We start from the raw sequence: 20,341 nt of genomic DNA, 5'->3' as shown, positions 1-20,341 counted from the left end.
GGGTGTATACTGTAACCGACTGGCTTGGACTTGTGCCGATCTTTATCTGTATGATATTCGGAGTTGTAGGTCTGGTTCAGCTCATAAAGCGGAGAAGCCTTCTCAAAGTGGATAATGATATTATTCTGCTTGGTATTTACTATATCCTTGTGATATTTGGTTATCTCATATTTGAGATGATACCTATAAACTACCGACCGATACTTATAGAAGGACGTATGGAGGCTTCTTATCCATCTTCAACAACGCTTCTTGTTATGAGCGTAATGCCGACGCTGGATTTTCAGTTGCAGCTAAGAGTGCGAAATACTAAAGTCAGGTACGGGCTTTATGCGTTTACAGTCTTATTCACGGCGTTTATGGTGGTGGGACGCACCGTTGCGGGAGTACACTGGCTGACAGATATAGCAGGCTCTGTACTGCTGAGCTCGGGACTTTACCTCATTTATCAGGGCACAGTTCAGCTCACTGACAAAAAATAACTAACGGAGAAATGAAAATGGAATTTCATGATAAATTGCAGGAACTAAGAAAAGCAAAAGGACTCACACAGGAGGAGCTTGCAAAGGAACTATATGTATCCCGTACAGCTATCTCAAAATGGGAATCGGGAAAGGGCTATCCGAATATCGATTCGCTGAAAGAAATATCAAAGTTCTTTTCCGTGACAATAGATGAGCTTCTGTCATCAGAGGAACTCATTACTGCGGCAAAAGACGAGAACCGCTCAAATATCGGGAAAATGATAGACCTACTGATAGGCATATTAGATATAATGAGCATAATGCTTATTCTTCTGCCGCTTTTTCCTGAAAAGACAGGAGAAACAGTCTCGGCGGTTGCACTGTTTGATTACACGCATATTTCGTTCGGGATAAGCTGTATCTGCTGGGGACTTTTTGCCGCACTCATCATTATCGGTGCAGTGAAGATGTTTATGAATTACAGGAACATAGAAAAGGGCAGAAGCGCAGTTACAGGCGCGTCGCTTGTACTCAGCATTATCGCAGTTTTGTTTCTGACCATAGCAAGAATACCCTATGCGGCAACAGTAGCGTTCCTGCTGCTGTTGATAAAGGGAATAATGCTTTTCAAACTTCCAAAAAGTGAGCACTGAACAGATAGGAGAGACAAATGAAATTAGAGAACTTACCGCCTGTATATGAGGCATACAGTGCAGATTATCCTGATCTTACAGTGTGCCGTGTAGTTTTGCAGGAAAAAGATCTTTACCATGTCATACATAAAGGCGGAATGATGCAGGCACAGGTATCAGGCAAATTCAGGTACGATACAAGAACGGTATCTGATTTTCCTGCCGTAGGCGATTATGTTATGGCTGATATAACCGGCGGCGACAGGGCTGTGATACATAATGTTCTTCCAAGAACAAGCGTATTTATCCGTAAAGCTGCTGGAAAGTCAAACACTGAACAGGTCGTTGCCGCAAAAGCTTTTTTGATGATAATGGAGCCGCAAAAGCGGCTCCATCTTTTTACATCATTTTAGTACCATGTTCTGAAAATACTATTATTCTGGCGCGGCGGACAGAAATAGTTCCTTAAACCAAGCAATGAACGGATAATAGAAATTATTCTCTCATTGTACCTGTTATATGTGTTCCTTATTATCGTATTTATATAATCGGGAACCGAGAACGTATTTGTTATGGTCTTATTGTCCCCGTAATGATATACCGCAGTTATCCTGTTGGATATTGCAAATGAATCGGGAGAACAAGTAAAGCCATAATATTTTCCGTCACAGCTCATAAAATCAGCGTCAAAGGCATCTGTGTATGTTTTGCCATTGATATTGAATTCCATATAGCTGTTATTCTTTTCTTCTTCTGTAAGAGAAGTAATGTCAAGGTAGAAATTAAAGCTGATCTGTCTGCTCAGAACAATACTCTGCGTCTTGAATTCAGGAAAGGGTTCAGCAGCGTATTCGCTTTGTTTTATAGTAGTGAAATTTCTCACTGTAGTATTATTATACTTGTCTCTTCCGATAAAGGATATCACGTTTTTCTTTTCTGCTGCCTGACTTAACTTATCGGAAGGAAGCTCAAATCTTACAGAACCGTTTGACAGTGCAAAAGTATCATAGTACAAACCGTTTACGTATACTTTCAGACTTGTTGTCTGCGGATCATTTACGGTTATCTGCATGATAAGATCTTTTTCAGGCTTGATAACAGCATCGGCAGGAGCGCTGACTGATATCGTATCATCAACAGCATTTGGTGTCGAGATATTCACTGCATCCGATCTGATATACGGTGAAGCGCTGTTTTCGTTATATGTGCTTGCAAGCAATGCGTCATCCGAGCTGAACTGCTCGTCAAGCCACGCTATCCTTTCGCGCATATACGATATGAATAAGTCTCTGTCGGCTATATAGCCTCTGCCGTAACCGGGCCACTGATTATTTCTGTCCCAGAGCGCACTGTCAGCCATACCCGATTCGTAAAGATATTCGCTGTCTCTTTCAAGTGCGCCGTTTTCCTTTATAACGTCTTCAAGGTAAGGCCTTATCTGCCAGTATCTGTCGGTTGCTGCCGAAATAAACAGCGGATCATCAAGGAACTCTCTGTAGAAATTCTGCGGATTTTCAAACTTTGATACCTTCCAGCCTGTTGCCTCACTGCTTATTTCCTGACTTACGATTATTGAACCTGCGCCTGTGTCAAAGTCCCATGGAGGACCGAATTTAAGGAGAGAATCATGCGGTTTATAGATATATCTGCTCTTGTAGCGCGAATCGTCATTTCCCATTATCTCCATAAGCAGCCAATAGGATACCATTGAATCAAAATCAGCAAGCTCGGTGTAATGAGTCATCTTGCCGTCTATCTCGGTATATCCGTCCTCGGAACGATAGGCGTTTTCAAAATTCTGCCAGTAATCCTGCACATAGCTCATCATTGCGTCGTTTGAAGCAAGAAATTCGGGGGATTTGAGCATTACTTTAAGTCCCGAATCTGTCATGAATTTTGATTCCTCGTCGTATTCCTCAGAGGACTCAAAAAGGTAACCGCCCGAAATGTCGCTTTCAAAGTCATAATAGTCCGATACCAGATATTCTTTTCCGTCAAAAGTAACTGTACCGCCTTCTTTTATCCATGACATATCCTCTGTCATCATATCTGTAAGCTCGTCTTTTTTGTCACCCTTTATCTTTTCCTTTTTAGCGATAGCAGAAGCGGCGTCCTTAGCTTCGCCCTCCCAGTCAAATATATCCACTCTTGCTTCTTCAATGCCTACCTGCTCGCAGAGCTGATAGTTTCCGACGTATTCACCGTTTATGACTACATCTGTCCAGACTGTCTCCATAGTGGTGAGACCGAGCTCCTTGGAAAGCTTTGAAGCAGTCGTATTTCTCAGAAGGCTTTCGTCCTGATAATTTGCAAGCAGGCACCATTTTTTGCTCTTACCCATACCGTAAAAGTCGGTCTTTTTATCGAGCTTTATCTTATATGGCTTCTTTTCCCAACCCCATGTAGTATTGCCGCGGCCTTGCATAGTCATTTTGCCGTTGTAAATCGGCTCTGCTGTATCTTCGTTGTTCTGTATGAACATTTCGCCGCTCTTGGCGTCCTTTTTAAATGCAGGGACCTGACCGTCATCTGTATTGATATAAATAACGGGAAGCTTGCTGAAGTATACCTTGTCCACTGTTTCGTATCCTTCACCGTCAAATTCCTGAACTTCTATCCACTTCTCATAGAATTCTTCTGTAAGGACAAAGCTCTCAGGATCGACCTCACTGCCGTCCGCAAGGCATCTTATCATGCTTCCTGTTGGATTATTGATCTTCAGAGCCTCTCCGACCTTCAAGTAAGTTTTGTCGATACTTATCCCAGTATTTTCTGTTTCTGCTGCAAATACTGTAAAACCTTCCTGTGAAAAGAGCTGACCGCAATTACCTGCGAACATAAGATTTGTACAGGTAAGAGCTGCTGTGGTAAAGCTGAGCATTTTTTTGAGTATTCTTCGATTAGACAATTTCAATTCCTCCTTTTAAATTTAAACCGTTTCTTTTATCTGTGTATTTCATAAAAAACATTGTTACAACATATCATCAATCCCCCTATGCAGATATATTTGCTTCTGTTTTATGTTTTATTGGAAGCATTTATGTCCTTTTTTCTAATGACAAAGTCATTGTAGCATATTTTTTCTCCCGAATGCGGATAATTACAGATTTGTAATCGGCAAGCAAATAGTACACAACTAACTCAATATATTTAATAATGGCCGCTTTGATTTTGTTAAATATAAAAGAATCTTTACAGCTGTATTATAACATGATAAATCAACACATATAAAGATTTTTTGTAAATAATGTCAATACTTCTGCGTTTTTTGTTATGTTATACAAAAAAACAGCAGCCGGAGATATTACTTCTCTGACTGCTGTAATATCTGATCTTTTCATAGATCTCCATTGCTATTGCCACTCCTTGTTCCTCCTGTACACAAGCTCTTTCTCTTATTATACAGGATTATTATTATTATTAGTGGCTCACTTTTTTATTATCATTTGTGCCATATTTGGCTCAGTTTTATTTTAGCATACATAAATAAACCATTTAACTTCACTATTTATATTCCAATCTGCATATAGTATGTATACACTATCTTATGTCCCATCGATTTCACGTTATTTCGCGGAATTTTCCATTGTTGTTCCGGACACATCATATTGACCATGCTTCCGCCGATAGAACCGGCTTCACGAGAAGTAAGGTCACCATTGTAGCCCTTCTTGAGGTCGATGCCGAGCTCGTTTGCAGACTCCATCTTAAATCTTTCAAGAGCCTCTCTGCCCTTTTCAGTCATTACACCATTGTTATTGCTATTATTGCTCATTTCTGTTATCTCCTTAATAATTTTTTGATGCCGTGATAGTATTATAGCCCTGCTATGATTTTTTATTACATGGAAAAATATGTACAATATGACGAAAATCCACTAAATGCTATATACTAATGTTTTTTATGCTTGCATTTGACACCGTATTGATAGTATAATATATATGTCTGTGTCTTTTGGTATAATTTGCGAAAAAAATAGTCTTTTCTGCTTTTATACAAGAGAAAAAGGATATGTTAACGTCTAATAATAGAAATAATTTTTAAGGAGCTATAAAAAATGCTTTGGTCAATAATCATACCGCCGATCATCTTCTTTATATCACTGTCAATAATGAATATCTGCGACAAGAAATACAGTGACAACAAGAAAAAAGATGCCTCAAAATCCACAATGAAAAACCTTGCAGCTGCCCTGGGCTGTCTTATCTGCGCAATGGTACTGCTAAGCGCAGTAACGTCAGTGGGCATGATAGACGGAGACAGCGGAATATCGCTTATAGGCTCTGCCCTTACAAGTGCCGCAGTATTCGGAGCTGTACTTTCAAAACGATACAAAGCTCCACGCATAAGTGCTTTTCTTAAAAAGAGTGCTATATGTGCTTGCGTGATACTTGCTGCGGAAGTACTTATTTTCAACGGAAAAAGCTTCACTTCACAAAAGACAGATCAGGTATTATCTACTTCCGATATCACCATCGGTTCAAATGCTGAGATCTCGGCTGATAACGATATATCCGTTACAGGCGACTCTGACATGAAGATGTACAATATTCCCGAAGATGCAAGAGTGCTTCTTGTAAGCCTTGACGCTGAAGGCGGCTCATCAACACCATTTGATGTAAAGCTCTCCATGACAGACAAAAACTTCTCAACTCAGGATATCTTAGTTCAGCATAAGCGCACCTGCGGCAGATATTCAGAGCTTTCCCTTTGTTTTGAACCATACGAAAAGCTCAACTCCCTCACACTTACATTATCAGGCGTTACAAAAACCATTAATATCCACAAAATACGCGCATTAAGTGCTGTTCCCTATTCATTCTCGAACCTGAGATTTATTCTTCTCTATATTATAGTTATAGGCTGTCTTGCAATAAAGACTTTCGGTTTTTATGCAGTGGACTACGACAGAAAGAAGCGTTCCCACGTTATCGCTGTTGCCTCCGTAATAGTATTATGTACCCTTTCGGGATTTTGTCTCCGTCAGCCAAATCAGGAAAGCAGACCATATACAGGTACTGAAAAATACACCGACGATCCATTTGCAATGACTCTCGATGCTTTTGAAAAGGATCAGGTATACCTTGACCTTGACGCTGATCCTGCTCTTGATGAACTTGAAAATGTGTATGATTCGGGACTCCGCGGCAATTCACAGGCTTTCGCCTACTGGGATCTTGCATACTACAACAGCAAATACTACAGCTATTTCGGCGTAGCTCCCGTGCTCACATTCTACTATCCTTATTATAAATTAACAGGCAAGCTGCCAACACTGGCAATGGCAAACAACTTCTACACAGTTATAGGCATACTCTTCATGTGCCTTACTGTACTTGCAGCCTTAAAGCTTCTCAAAATAAAGCCTAAGCTCCTGCTCCTGCTGCTGATGCTGCCTACAGCAACAGCCACAATGGGCTTCTGGACGCTTGGAAATGAGATAGACCGCTATACTCTGCCAACTATCTCGGGACTTTGCTTCCTGATGATAAGCTTATTCACAGGCATGACAGCCTGCACCACTGCAAAGAAGAAGCTCAAGCCCGTCCTGCTCATCATAGGCGGTACAGCTCTTGCACTTTCAGTTGCTTCACGTCCTACAGTTGCACTCTGCGGCGCAGTTCTTGTACCTTTCTTCATCGGAATACTCCTCGACAAAAAGGAAAAGCTCGGCTATCGTCTCGGACTTGCAGCAAGCTTTGTAGCTCCGCTTATTGCAGGTGCAGCACTTATAATGAAGTACAACGCCGCAAGATTTGGCTCACCGTTTGACTTTGGTGCAGCATACCAGCTCACAGTCAGCGATATCCACGCAAATACTCTCAGGCTTTCAAATCTGCCGTCGGCAATATACCACTATTTCCTGCAGGCACCAAAGTCAAAGACTTCATTCCCATTCTTTGAAACAGGCTTCAACGGACTTGAAAACTACGGCTCATATGTTTACGCAGTAATGGGCTTCGGAGCACTCACACTCCCTGTTATCCTCTTCGGTATACTTCTCCAGCCGCAGGCTTTCGGACCGAAAACAAAGGAGCTCACCGACCGCTACAGAAGATGGTTCTTAGCTATATGCCTTGCAATGTCCGTATTCCTTGCATGGGCTGACTTCTGTCTCGGCGGATTTATCACACACTATTTATTCGATATCATGCCTCTTATGACATTTGCAGCTATGATAGGCATATTCCGCGGCTGTTCAAAGCCCTCTGCTCACAAGAGCAGATACGTTCTCTCGGGTATTTCTATGGCACTGACAGTTGTATTCATCTTCGGTCAGCTCTTCAACTGGGGAGAAGGCACTATTATGAAGCACTTTCCAAGCCTTATAGATACTCTTGAAGACGCAGTTATATTCTGGAAATAAGCAAAAAGGACTGAGAAAATCTCAGTCCTTTTTCAATATCTGTGATACTTCACAAAACTCAGTCCATACTTTTGTACAAAACACTGAATTCAAAAATTATTTTTCTGATATTCAACGTTTTTGCATTGAATTCCGCCATTTTTCAGCCCATTTACAAAAGAACATCATCTCATGCAGGCGTTTTTATTCCTTTATATCATCATACTTATCAAGGAAACGATGAACACCTGCGTTGTCCTTATAGGCGATGACTGTATTCACGTTGACATTTTCAACGCTTCGGAAGATATTCTTCTCAACCTGCGGATTGACCTTTTTAAGCTCCGCAATGAGATTTTTTATCTCCAGTCGCTTCGAGACCGAGCGGCTGTCGGGAGCACAGGTAGTGCAGGTATCTGTGAATTTGCAGGCACACTGTATGAAATGCAGGTCATTATAGTCGCGCCAGTGCTTTATCTCGGCTTCTCTTACGAGATAAAGAGGACGTATAAGCTCCATGCCCTCAAAGTTGGTACTGTGGAGCTTCGGCATCATAGTCTGAACCTGTCCGCCGTAGAGCATACCCATGAGGATAGTCTCAATAACATCATCGAAATGATGTCCGAGAGCTATTTTATTACAGCCCAAAGCCTTTGCGTGGCTGTAGAGATAACCTCGGCGCATACGCGCACATATGTAGCATGGGTTCTTCTCAATATTGTATACAGAATCGAATATATCCGACTCGAATATATGCACAGGAATGGACATAGAACGTGCATTTTCCTCAATAACACGGCGGTTCTCGGGACTGTAGCCGGGGTCCATAACAAGGAACACCAACTCAAACTGGAACTTATCGTGGCGTTTCAGTTCCTGAAAGAGCTTTGCCATGAGCATTGAGTCCTTGCCGCCCGAGATACAGACAGCTATCTTGTCATTCGGCTTTACAAGCTCATATTCGTTTATAGCCTTTGTGAACTTGCACCATATGGACTTCTTGAACTTCTTCCTGATACTCAGCTCCACAGCCTCCGTGACTTCCCTGTTCTCCATTTTTACGCGGAGCCAGTCAACATAGCCGCCTTCAAGGTTGTATGCTTCAAAGCCCTTTTCGCAGAGCTTATCAGCGATATCTCCACTGATGATGCCGCTGCGGCAGCATATTATGAGCTTCTTATCCTTCGGCAGCTCCGCGGAAAGTATCTCCTCCTGCGGAATATTCACAGCTCCGTCGATATGACCGTACTCAAAAGCGGAGCTGTCACGTATATCTATTATTTTATATTCCGAATTATCGAGCTTTTCAAGCTCTGCGGCAGTAATGCCATTGTTCATTCAAACACCTCATTGTTTTTTCTCTATAGGCAGCTCTACTGTGAAAACAGTGCCCTTGCCTGCCTCGCTTTCAACTCTTACAGTACCGTTATGGTACATAACACCGTGCTTAACGATAGAAAGTCCGAGACCTGTACCCTTTATTTTCCGCGAACGGCTCTTGTCAACGCGGTAAAAACGCTCGAAAATACGCCCTATATGCTGCTGCGGTATTCCCATACCCGTATCGCTTACTGTGATTATAGCCCTCTGAGGTATATGGGATATCTTGACACTCAGGCTGCCGCCGCTTACGTTGTACTTTATGGCGTTATCGCAGAGATTGTACAGTATCTCGCCGAGTATTGTGCGGCTTCCGATAAGTGACACCTTTTCGCCTGTAAGCTCTGTTGTCACGCCCTTTTCCTCTGCGCTCAGCTTCAGTCTTTCAAGTACTTCCTCAGCAAGGCTGTACAGCTCAACGCTTTCATTCTCACGGGGAGCAGAGTCCTCGTCAAGCTTTGAAAGGGAAACGATATCATTGATGAGATTGATGAGCCTTTCGGCTTCGCTGCGTATATTTCCGCCGAACTGCGCAACGTCCTCCTGCTTTACCATACCGTTAGCCAGCATATCGGAGATGCCGTATATAGTCGTGAGAGGAGTTTTCAGCTCATGGGACACATTTGACGTAAACTCGCGGCGCATAGTTTCAAGCTCCTGCTTCTCCGTAACGTCCATGATGAATACCACAAGTCCGCATACCATGTCTATACTGTTAGCAGGACTGGCAATGACTTCACGCTGACCGCCGCCTGTACGCAGTATGCACTCCGAACGCCTGCCGCCCAGAGCATTCATGATACATCTTCTGAAATCCTCCGAATTATTGAGAGCGTAAACGCTCTGCCCCTCCGTAAATGCGCCTGCTCCGAGAAGCTTTTTCGCACTGGTATTGCAGGTTAGCACATTCAGCTTTGGGTCGGTGATTATAAGTCCCTCGTCCATAGACTCTGTCATAAGTCCGAACTGCTCACGGCTGCTCTGTATCTCGTCCATCTGACGGCTTACCTTGCTGTTCTGGCTGCGAAGCTTTTCAAGCAGAGGAGCAAGCTCTTTATAGCTCTTTTTCGTATCGGGGTGAGCAAGGTCGATATTGTTTATAGGTCTAACGATATTTCGTGATACCCTTGTTGCCGCAAGTACGGAAAATACAACGACTACAACAAGTATGAGCAGCATAGGGTTCAATACTTTCAGGAGCTGTGCTTCAAGGGATATATGTACACTTGAAACTCTTATTACAGAGCGATCTTTCAGCCTTACAGCGTAGTTTATGGTCTTTTGCATAATAGTCTTTGAATAGCGTGAGGAGCTTCCCTCACCCTTTTCAAAGGCTTCGGATATCTCTTTTCTGTCGGAATGATTTTCAAGAGCTTCGGGAGCTTCTTCCGTATCGAAAACCACCTGTCCGCGCTGATCTATCCATGTAACGCGGATATCATCGCCAAAATCGCTGCTTTCGAGAAAATCATCGCCCAGCCTTTCAACGGCAGAGGATATTATAAGTGCATGGTTTTTCACTTCTTTTTCCGCCGACTCCACCGACTTGTCGTACATTAGCGCAGTTACGAGCATTATAGCCGCTATGACCGATATCGCGCAGATAGTTATGATGCCGATAAATATTTTTTTAGTCAATAATATCGTCACCTGCCTTATATCCGACTCCGCGTATGGTCTGTATCAGATCGCCGCAGTCCCCAAGCTTCTGACGTAAAGTTCTTATGTGAACATCAACTGTACGGCTTTCGCCTGCAAAGTCATAGCCCCATATCTCTTTCAGCAGGTCGTCACGGGAAAAGACTTCTCCCCTGTGCTTCATAAGCATAATAAGAAGGTCGTACTCTTTAAGGGTGAGCACTATCTTGCTTCCGTCCGCAAATACCTCGTGTTTTGAGGGATATACAGTTATCCTGCCTAATTCCAGTTTTTCGGAAGGGATATCCGCAGTACGGCGGAGAAGTGCCTTTATACGTGAGATAAGCTCTAAAGTGCCGAAAGGCTTTGCGATATAATCATCAGCACCGCTGTCCAGTCCCTCAACTTTATCAAGCTCTGAATCCTTTGCCGTGAGCATGATAACAGGGAGCTTCTGTGTCTCGGGGTCGCTTCTCAGCTTTTTCAGCACCGAAAGACCGTCCTCCTCGGGGAGCATACGGTCAAGGAGCAGAAGCTCGGGCAGCTCCTGCGCCATAGCTTCTCTCAGAGCAGAAGGCGTTTCAAATCCTTTCGCGGTCATTCCCGAGCTTTCAAGGGCATATATAACGAAGTTCCTTATACCTGCCTCATCTTCCAGCATATATATCATAATAACGCCTTCCTTCTCAAATTTATCAATTTACGTTACGGACTATCAATTTGCGGACGCGCAATGCGCGTCCCTACATTCTCAATTCTCAATATGCAGGCCGCCAAAGGCAGCCCCTACAGTGCGGCATTTATAGTTTATGCGTGATTTACGGACGACCAATGGTCGTCCCTACAGTGCGTTTATGTTGTTTGCATCGTCAGGTATACACGGGCGCGCGGAACGCGCCCCTACACATGGTTGCCGTTTAATTATATTGTAAATTGCGGGCTGATGTGGGCATCAGCCCCTACAGCGCAGAGCCTGTGCCCCTACATTCTACTCACTATATTATACGTCTGTTCGGAAAAAAATTCAACCCCCTGTTAAAAACATCCGAAAATCCGCAAAAATGCGTCATAAATTTTTTGTGTATTTTTTAAAAAATAGTTGAATTCCTGCGCTGTTTATGGTATACTGTAATGTGCAGACTTTTGCAAATTTATAAATTCCGCCCAATTTCAGATATACTACGGACGGCGGAGGTCAGGAGATAATATGAACCTTACAAATATGTTTACTTGTTTAGCCCAGATATCAGACGCAGAAAATCCGACTATCTTCCCATTCCCATTCTCAATGCACATTGCTCTGGCAGTTATCTCTGTTATCTTTTTCAGCTACAGATTTGCAGTACAGAAAAAGCCTTTCCAGCTTATTTTCGCAATAGCTGTACCGCTTTCACTTCTCTTATGGATATCAAACAACAAGACTCTTTTCTATTCTATCGGTATAATCGAACTCGTACTCATTGTCACAGCACTTTTCACTTCTATATTCGTAAAGCCCAAGACAGCTGAGGAAAACACTTCTTCCGACAAGAAAGACAAGGAGGACTAAGCTGTGAAAATTGCAGTCCTTGACTGGTATACAGTCAATATCAGTGGTGATATCCCCACTTCTCAGCTCGAAGAGCTGGGCGATGTAAGGATAATCCCGCTTACTCCACCCGAGGAGACAGCTGCTAATATCGGAGATGCAGACATAGTGCTCTGCAACAAAGTGCTCATTACAAAGGAAGTTATGGACGCTTGCCCGAATATCAAGTATATCGGACTTTTCGCCACAGGCTTCAACAACGTGGATATAGAATATGCCGCAGAAAAAGGCATCGTTGTATGCAATGCAGGTCAGTATTCCACTGACGCTGTTGCACAGCAGACCTTTGCTTACATACTCGACCGCTACAGCCGTATAAGGGACTACGATATCGCTGTAAAGAACGGCGAGTGGGAGCGTTCACCTGCTTTCTCGTACTTCCCTGTACCTACTGCCGAGCTTGCAGGAAAGACTCTTTCCATTGTGGGTTACGGTTCTATCGGACGCAAGGTAGCTCAGATAGGCTCTGCCTTCGGCATGAATATAGTCGTAAGCACAAGAACTCAGCCAAAGGACTGCCCATATGAGGTCACAGACCTGTATACAGCCGCTGAAAAGGCTGATGTGCTCACATTCCACTGTCCCCTTACTGACAAGACAGCAGGCATCATCAACAACGAGCTCATCTCACATATGAAGCACTCTGCTATGCTGATAAATACTTCACGAGGCGGAGTTGTAAACGAAGCCGACCTTGCAAAGGCTCTCAATGACGGAAAGATAGCAGCTGCTTATCTCGATGTGCTGGTAAAAGAGCCAATGTCGCCGGATACGCCACTTAAAGGTATTGAAAACTGCGTAATCACTCCGCATACAGCGTGGGCACCTCTCGAAACAAGAGAACGCCTTGTAGACATCGTATGCAGCAATATAAAGGCGTGGCAGAATGGCTGTCCGCAGAATAAAGTCAACTAAAGGAAGCTGATCCTATGAGAAATATATCAGAAAAAAAGCGTATCGTCATAAAGCTTGGTACTTCCACACTTGCCCACAAGACAGGCAAGCTGAATATACGCCGAATGACAAATATGGTGCGCGTTATTTCCGATCTTCACAACTCAGGCCGTGAGATAATCATGGTATCTTCGGGAGCTGTAGGTCTGGGCGCAGGAAAGCTGGGTCTCCCCGAAAAGCCAAAGGATACCAAGACAAAACAGGCTGTAGCCGCTATCGGACAGTGCGAGCTCATGCACGTTTATGATGATATGTTCGCAAAATACAGCGTAACAGTGGCACAGATACTGCTCACTAAGGCAATTATTAATAACCCCAATCACTGCGAAAACTTCATGAATACCGTGGATAAGCTGGTGAATATGGGCGTTATCCCTATAGTAAACGAAAACGACACTATCGCTATTGATGAGCTGGAGCTTGAAATTGGCGAGAACGACTCCCTTTCAGCTCTCGTTGCAGAGCTTTCAAGAGCCGATCTGCTGCTGATACTCTCCGATATTGACGCTCTTTACGATGACGATCCCCGTTCAAATCCCGATGCTAAGCCCATACCTGTTGTCGAGAAGATAACTCCAGAGATAGAGGCTATGGCAGGCGGTGCAGGAACAAGTCTCGGTACAGGCGGTATGTCCACAAAGATAACCGCTGCAAAAATAGCTACAAATGCAGGCATAGACATGATAATCATGAACGGAAAAGATCCCGAAAAGCTCTATGACCTGTTTGAAAATAAGGAAATAGGCACTCTTTTCAAAGCACAATAATAAATACAGACCACTAACAACGAGGTGTAATTATGAGTTATACAGAGGAACTGGGCAAAAGAGCCAAGGCTGCGGAAGCTGCTGCCATAAGTGCTTCCACATCACAGAAAAATGATGCTCTTGCAGCGATATCAAAAGCACTTATAGCAAACAAAGACCTTATAATCGCTGAAAACGCAAAGGATATCGCAAACGCTAAGGCTAATGGTATGTCAGAAGCCAAGCAGGACAGACTCCTGCTCAACGAAAAGCGTATCGAGGACATCGCTAAAAGCCTTTACGATATCATCAATCTCCCCGATCCTATCGGCGAGGTCATCGGCGGCGGCAATCGTCCCAACGGCTTGCAGATAATCAAGACACGTGTACCGCTGGGCGTTATCGCTATCATATACGAATCACGTCCGAATGTAACTGTTGATGCTGCTGCACTCTGCCTTAAAACAGGAAACGTTGTTATCCTCAAGGGCGGCAAGGAAGCTATCAACTCCAATGTATGCCTCGGAAGCATAATGAGAAAAGCCCTTGAAGAAACAGGACTCCCTGCCGATATGATACAGGTGGTGGATAAGACCGACCGTGAGACAACTACCGAGATCATGCGTCTCAACGGCTACGTTGACGTTATAATCCCGCGCGGCAGCGCAGGTCTCATACAGGCTGTAGTAACTAACGCTTCCGTACCTGTTATCGAAACAGGCGCAGGAAACTGCCACGTTTACGTTGACGCTTCTGCCGATCTCGATATGGCAGTAGAGGTAACCGACAATGCCAAGACTCAGCGTCCTTCCGTATGCAACGCTATCGAGAGCCTTCTCGTTCACAAGGATATCGCAGAAAAGTTCCTGCCTCTCATAGCTGAACGCTTCAAGGTACATAACGTAAAGATATACGGCTGTGACAGAACTATCGCTATTCTCGGCAGCTCCGTAGAAAAGGCTACCGAAACAGAGTACGCAACAGAGTTTGATGACTACATCATCGCTGTAAAGGTAGTTGACGATGTAGATGAAGCTATCGCTCATATAAGAAAGTACAGCACAAAACATTCAGAGTGCATAATCACACGTTCACTTGAAAATGCACAGAAATTCCAGAAGCAGGTAGACGCTGCGGCAGTTTACGTAAACGCTTCAACACGCTTCACAGACGGCGGAGAATTCGGCTTCGGCGCAGAAATAGGCATTTCCACACAGAAGCTCCACGCAAGAGGTCCTATGGGACTTACTGAACTTACAACAGTTAAGTATCTGATAAACGGAAACGGTCAGGTAAGATAACTGTCTTAGTTATATATCCAGTTTTTATTTGATTTTTGGAGGTCGAAATGGCTATTAGAAAAGATCTTGACGATATGCTCAACAGTCTTATGGACGGCGGCGGCGGTGGGAGCACTCCTGCTCGCAGCCATAACACTCCCCGTTCCGTAAGAAAGAGCAAATTCGATGATATGTCGGTCGATGATCTGCTCCACGCACTTGAAGACGAGAAAAAGCATTACCTTGATGATGCCGCTCCCACTGAGGAGTATCATGAGGATACACCGCCTTCTGTATGGGAGTTCGCACCGCCGACAGAAAAAGCTTCTGAGCCTGAAATGCAGGTTGAAGAGGAAGAAGTACCGAATATCATATCCGAAGTCATGCATACAGAGGCTTCGGCTGAGATGACAAGGGTATTCGATGCTATCCCCATGAGTGAAGAGCTCCCGAAGCCTGCAAAGAAAAAGAAGATCGTCATAACAGGAGAGCTTCCTGATTATGAGGCACTCAGACGTGAAGAAGCTGAAAGAGAAAGACAGGCTCAGCTTGCCAGCGAAGCTGCTGCTGAGGAATCAAGAGCAGCGGAAAGAGCAAGAAGAGCCGCTGAGGCTGCTGCCGAGAGACAGCGTTTGATGGAAGAAGCCGAGCAGCGCAGACTTGCCCGTGAAGAGGCTGAAAGACAGCGCATAGCTGAGGAAGAAGAAAGATCACGCAGGATCGCAGAAGCCGCTGCGGAGAAAAAACGTCTCGCAGAGGAAGCTGCTGAAAGAAGAAGGCTCGAAGAAGAAGCAGAGCGTCAGAGACTGGCTGAAGAAGCTGAAAGACAGCGCATCGCCGAGGAAGAGGCTGAACGCCAGAGACTGGCTGAGGAAGCCGAAAGACAGCGCATCGCCGAGGAAGAGGCTGAACGTCAGAGACTGGCTGAGGAAGCCGAAAGACAGCGTATCGCCGAGGAAGAGGCTGAACGCCAGAGACTGGCTGAGGAAGCTGAAAGACAGCGCATTGTCGAAGAAGAAGCTAAGTATCATCGTATTGATGCAGAAGAAGAAAAGCTACGCCAGATCGAAGAAATGAAACGTCTTGCAGAGGAGATCGAAGGCAGTGCGCCCGAGACAGTTGTTTCAGGCGATATAAGTACATTTGCTCCTCCTGCCGATAAAGACGTTGATGAAGCGATAGAAGCTCTGGGCGAAGCTGCTGCGGAAGCAGTGCCCGAAATACAGGAAGAAGAAACAGAAAAGCCAAAGAAGCTCGGTTTCTTCAAGAAGCTTATGAACAAGGGGAAGGAAGAACCCAAGCCCGATGCAGATACAGAGCCTGCTCCCGAGGACGGACTGTTTGAGTCAGACGATTCTCCGTCGGCAACAGAGCTTATTGACGCAGCTATTGCTGCTATAAATCACCCCGAGGACAGCGAGAGTACCGAAACCTACAGTGATCCTGTCGGCAATATGCTGGACAATATCCGCGAGAACGCAGCAGAAGCCATTGCAGATATGGATACACCAAAGGAAGAAGCTGCTGAAACTCCAAGTGAGCCGCTGATACTCTCCGATGAAGATATAATCGCAGGACTCTCACCCGAGCTCAAGGAGCGTTTTGACGAGCTTTCCGCTGATAAACAGCAGCAGGTCATCGAAATGAGAAGAGCACAGATGGGCGCAGTTGCACCTGCTGTAATAACAGACTCAGAGTCCGAGGGCGAGGTCTTTACTGCTGAGGAGGAAGCTGTATCAGCTATTGAGGATACAGAAACGACTGAAACATCAGCTGCCGAGGAAGTTGCAGAAAAGCCTGAGACAGAAGCCGAAAAAGCATCTGAGCCTACGGAAACTGCTCCTCAAAAGCCAAAGGGCAAGATAACTTCTGCTCTGGGACGCATACTTGATGAAGATCCTGATGAGCTTATCATACAGCGCAGTGAGCATACCGAGGCCGACGAGCTCACCGCAGGTGATCCATACAAGAGAAAACGCCTTTTCACTGTTCTTGGCGTAATATTCACCATATTTGCAGTTATCGGTATCATCGCTACTATAATCAAGTGCGTTGGATTTTTTCGCAGCTTCACTTCGGGAGAAGCTAAAAAGGACAGCTTCACGCAGATGATATACCCTGCTGCTATCATGGATATAGAGCCATTCTCCGATCCGTCACAGCTCACATCCGAGCAGATAATCACAGCTACTATCTGGTCTATCATAATGGACGAAAGCAAAATATCAAAGTATGAGCTCACACTTGATACAGTTTCTATCCCAGATGTAGATGTTGAGAAGTATGCAGTAGAGCTTTTCGGTGAAAACCTGCCTGCATTTGAACACGCTACCGTAGGTCCTATCGAATCACGCTTCTATTATGCAGACGGCGTGTATAACGTAAGATCAAAGCCTATAACTCATACATACTCACCTGAGATAAAGTCTATCGTCAAGAACGGCAATACCTATACTCTCAATGTTGATTATGTTGACGAGCTCCCGCAGTGGATGGACAAGAACGTATCAAAGAAAGTTGAATTCCGCCTTACCGAAAAAGAGGACGGCACATTCAAGTTCAGTTCTATGAAGATCATTTCTGTTAATAACGGAAATATATAACAATAATGAGGTCTGAAAATAACCTCAATACTTATACAGAAATTTTTATACTGATTATTGAGAGAACCCCTTTTGAAAAAGGGGTTCTCTCAAACTCTCTCCCGAAAACTTCTGTTTTTATTTTTTTCCATATAGAGCGCGACCTGTAAACTTGCAGGTCTTTTTTATTATCTGTACGCGCTCTATATGGGAAAAAATCAGATAAAAGTCTTTGGAAAGGGGTTCGGGGGAAACCTTTCCTCAGAAAGGTTTCCCCCGATAAATTAATATAAACTTCTATATGGGTACCGAAGTTACTTTCAGACCTCTTTCTTTTACCTCAAATGTTACAATTAAGAAAAAAACTCCGTGAAATTATTACAAAAAAAATACAAATTCACAAGAATGGGTATTATAAGGCTCTAAATAGTTGACATTTTTCCGTTTTACTGATAAAATAGATATGATGCCTTTATTATGCATCGACTATTTTTAGGAGGAGGAGCTGCTTTGGGAGACAGTAAATTTTGCTACAGATGCATGGAACAGTACGATGCATCGCTTCATGTATGTCCGTCATGCGGATTTGTTGAGAGCGACGCTCATGAACCCATGTATGTCCCACCCGGTACAATACTCCACGGCAAGTACCTCTGCGGTATTCTTCTGGAATACAACGGCGAGGGTGCTACATATATAGGCACTGATATTTCTACAGGAAAGAAAGTGCATATAAGGGAATATGTCCCTATAAACCTCTGCACCCGTGTAAAAAACAAACCAACTATCAGCGTAAACTATAACAACCTTGCTAAATACAAGGCGTTTATGGCGGAATATACCGAGCTCAACAAGTCTCTTGCACGACTCAGGAACAATACCAATATACCGCCTATCCTTGATATGTTTGCCGAGAATAATACTACCTACACTATCTTTGAGTACATCGAAGGCGTTAAAATGCTGGATTATCTCAAAGAAAATGCAGGCGAGCTGAGCTGGGAACAGGTCTCAAAGATATTCCCACCGCTCTTTACTACTATCGGCATACTCCATAACGCAGGTATCATACACCGTGCAATAAGTCCTGATACTGTGTATATCACAGACAAGGGCGAGCTGAAGCTCTCAGGCTTCTGCGTATCAGCTGTAAGAACTGCCAATGCAGGTCTTGAATACGAGCTTTTCAAGGGCTATGCAGCTCCCGAGCAGTATTCTGCAAACAGCAGCAGCCGTCAGGGTTCATGGACTGATGTTTACGGAGTCTGTGCTCTCCTCTACAGAGCACTTACAGGCTGTATGCCTGTTGACTCTCTCAGCCGCTTAAAGCATGACGACCTGCACGAACCCCATGACCTTGATTCGCGTATTCCGCGCCATGTATCAAGAGTTATCATGGAAGGTATGAATTTAAACGGCAGAGACCGTATACAGACTATCACAGAGCTTGTTACAAGACTGTTTGAGCAGCCTTCCGAGGAAGAAGAGGAAGAGCTCGAAAATACAACAGTGCTCCCTGATCCTGTTCAGCCTTCATATGAACAGCAGCAGTATCAGCAGCCTGTCTACGAACAGCCTGCATATGAGCAGCCGCAGTATCAGCAGCCTGAACCTCAGAATGTGATACACCAGCGCAGTGCTCAGTCACGCCGAAATGACAGCTATAAATATGAAAAGGTCAATACCGTTGACCGCATAAAAGTCCCGATAATCATCGGACTTCTGCTGCTTGCAATACTTATGACCCTTGCGGTGATAATAATCAACCTTTTCTCAAATCCCGAAGAAGAGGATAATACAGCAGTAAAGCCGAAACGTCCGTCAGTTACCGAGAATGTAATAGACGAAGCCAAGACGACCAATACTGCCGACACAGAAATGCCTGATCTCGTCGGAAAGTTCTATGAGCACTCAAAGGAACTGTGGAAAGAACACTTTGTACTTGATGCTGACTATGCTTATAATGACGATTACGAAAACGACATGATTTATGAGCAGAGCGTCAAGGCAGGTGAAATGATCGCTCAGGGACAGGTTATCAAGGTAAAGGTCAGCAAGGGTAAGTCCTCAGCTTATATCCCCGACTACGCAGGATTGACCGTTGACCAGTACAAGAACGCTCTTGACAAGGCAGGTATCACTGATTTCAATTATCAGTTCGTTGAGTCTAAAAACTCCTACGGCAAGGCAAATACTGTAGTAGAGATACAGGTTGACGGCAAGGTAGTCCATGCAGGTGACTTCTTCAGCAACAAGGAAGGCAAGAAGCTTACAGTTTATTATGTTTCCGAGACTTCCGAAACACCGCAGTACACTACAGCTGCTCCGACTACACAGGCACCTGTAGTTACAACTCAGGCTCCTGTAGTTACTACACAGGCTCCTGTGCCTACAACTCAGGCTCCTGCACCTACAGATCCTCCGACAGAACCACCTACAGATCCTCCTGCTCCACCAGTTGAGCAGCAGCCTGTTGAAGGCGGCGAGGGCGGCGAAAATCCGCAATAATATAAGTCTTAGTACATCATATGATAATTTTAGCCCCGAGGCAGTTTAATTGCTTCGGGGCTATTTTAGTTGAGAGTTATTGTGTTCGCTCCGCTCACATTTTTTAATAATGTCGCCGAAGGCGACTCCACAACTCTCAACTCTAAACTCTAAACTCTAAACTTTTTCTATGAAATCATAAAAGCCACAGCTTACACTGTGGCTTTTATGATAAATTGTAAAG

At 44.3% G+C, this 20,341-nt stretch carries 15 protein-coding genes; 10 read left to right on the top strand and 5 right to left on the bottom strand.

All coding sequences use genetic code 11. The annotated features are described in order from the left end of the window. The 3 genes from QZZ41_RS14920 to QZZ41_RS14910 form a co-directional block, all read left to right on the top strand. Nucleotides 1–482: phosphatase PAP2 family protein (locus tag QZZ41_RS14920; protein WP_295073936.1), on the top strand; the 482-nt coding region annotated here is incomplete at its 5' end. A 17-nt stretch (nt 483–499) separates the two neighbouring features. After that, on the top strand, nt 500–1,117 hold the full coding sequence (locus tag QZZ41_RS14915; protein ID WP_295073933.1) for a helix-turn-helix transcriptional regulator: 618 nt from the start codon (nt 500–502) through the stop codon (nt 1,115–1,117). Between the two features lie 17 nt (nt 1,118–1,134). Continuing rightward, nucleotides 1,135–1,509 carry a hypothetical protein gene (locus QZZ41_RS14910; RefSeq protein WP_295073930.1) on the top strand — a complete coding sequence of 125 codons (375 nt, stop codon included), beginning with the start codon at nt 1,135–1,137 and terminating at the stop codon, nt 1,507–1,509. Here the strand turns inward: QZZ41_RS14910 and QZZ41_RS14905 are convergent. Next, nucleotides 1,506–4,004, bottom strand: coding sequence for a CotH kinase family protein (locus tag QZZ41_RS14905; RefSeq protein ID WP_295073927.1), 2,499 nt, complete (start codon nt 4,002–4,004; stop codon nt 1,506–1,508). The two genes, QZZ41_RS14910 and QZZ41_RS14905, sit on opposite strands and share 4 nt — an antisense overlap. A gap of 600 nt (nt 4,005–4,604) precedes the next feature. Then, a complete protein-coding gene (locus QZZ41_RS14900; protein WP_295073924.1) occupies nt 4,605–4,871 on the bottom strand; it encodes an alpha/beta-type small acid-soluble spore protein in 267 nt (88 codons plus the stop codon). 282 nt (nt 4,872–5,153) lie between these two features. Between QZZ41_RS14900 and QZZ41_RS14895 the strand changes: the two genes are divergently transcribed. Then, entirely contained in the window at nt 5,154–7,463 is a 2,310-nt protein-coding gene (locus QZZ41_RS14895; RefSeq protein ID WP_295073921.1) for a hypothetical protein, read from the top strand. Nucleotides 7,464–7,646: 183 nt separating this feature from the next. On the opposite strand, the gene QZZ41_RS14890 is transcribed toward QZZ41_RS14895, so the two are convergent. Genes QZZ41_RS14890 through QZZ41_RS14880 form a run of 3 tightly spaced genes read right to left on the bottom strand, consistent with a single transcriptional unit; the run spans nt 7,647 to nt 11,130 of the window. Then, nucleotides 7,647–8,780 (bottom strand): ATP-binding protein, encoded by a 1,134-nt coding sequence (locus QZZ41_RS14890; RefSeq protein ID WP_295073919.1) that lies wholly within the window; start codon nt 8,778–8,780, stop codon nt 7,647–7,649. Between the two features lie 9 nt (nt 8,781–8,789). Next, nucleotides 8,790–10,460, bottom strand: coding sequence for an ATP-binding protein (locus tag QZZ41_RS14885; protein ID WP_295073918.1), 1,671 nt, complete (start codon nt 10,458–10,460; stop codon nt 8,790–8,792). Continuing rightward, entirely contained in the window at nt 10,453–11,130 is a 678-nt protein-coding gene (locus QZZ41_RS14880; protein ID WP_295073915.1) for a response regulator transcription factor, read from the bottom strand. The genes QZZ41_RS14885 and QZZ41_RS14880 overlap by 8 nt, the downstream gene beginning before the upstream one ends. 537 nt (nt 11,131–11,667) lie before the next feature. Between QZZ41_RS14880 and QZZ41_RS14875 the strand changes: the two genes are divergently transcribed. From QZZ41_RS14875 to QZZ41_RS14850, 6 genes are all read left to right on the top strand, one after another. Beyond that, nucleotides 11,668–12,009 carry a hypothetical protein gene (locus QZZ41_RS14875; protein WP_295073912.1) on the top strand — a complete coding sequence of 114 codons (342 nt, stop codon included), beginning with the start codon at nt 11,668–11,670 and terminating at the stop codon, nt 12,007–12,009. A 3-nt stretch (nt 12,010–12,012) separates the two neighbouring features. Further along, nucleotides 12,013–12,963, top strand: coding sequence for a D-2-hydroxyacid dehydrogenase (locus QZZ41_RS14870; protein ID WP_295073909.1), 951 nt, complete (start codon nt 12,013–12,015; stop codon nt 12,961–12,963). A 14-nt stretch (nt 12,964–12,977) separates the two neighbouring features. Beyond that, nucleotides 12,978–13,769: a glutamate 5-kinase gene (gene proB / locus QZZ41_RS14865; RefSeq protein WP_295073906.1), complete on the top strand. Its 792-nt coding sequence runs from the start codon at nt 12,978–12,980 to the stop codon at nt 13,767–13,769. A 32-nt stretch (nt 13,770–13,801) separates the two neighbouring features. Beyond that, nucleotides 13,802–15,049 (top strand): glutamate-5-semialdehyde dehydrogenase, encoded by a 1,248-nt coding sequence (locus QZZ41_RS14860; protein WP_295073903.1) that lies wholly within the window; start codon nt 13,802–13,804, stop codon nt 15,047–15,049. Nucleotides 15,050–15,096: 47 nt separating this feature from the next. Then, nucleotides 15,097–17,631, top strand: coding sequence for a hypothetical protein (locus QZZ41_RS14855; RefSeq protein WP_295073901.1), 2,535 nt, complete (start codon nt 15,097–15,099; stop codon nt 17,629–17,631). 489 nt (nt 17,632–18,120) lie between these two features. Further along, entirely contained in the window at nt 18,121–20,118 is a 1,998-nt protein-coding gene (locus tag QZZ41_RS14850; protein WP_295073898.1) for a PASTA domain-containing protein, read from the top strand. Nucleotides 20,119–20,341 lie beyond the last annotated feature (223 nt).

It is taken from the genome of Ruminococcus sp. (assembly GCF_016283395.1).
Note: the sequence above shows the minus strand (reverse complement) of the source record. Positions and strands in the feature narration are given on the sequence as shown.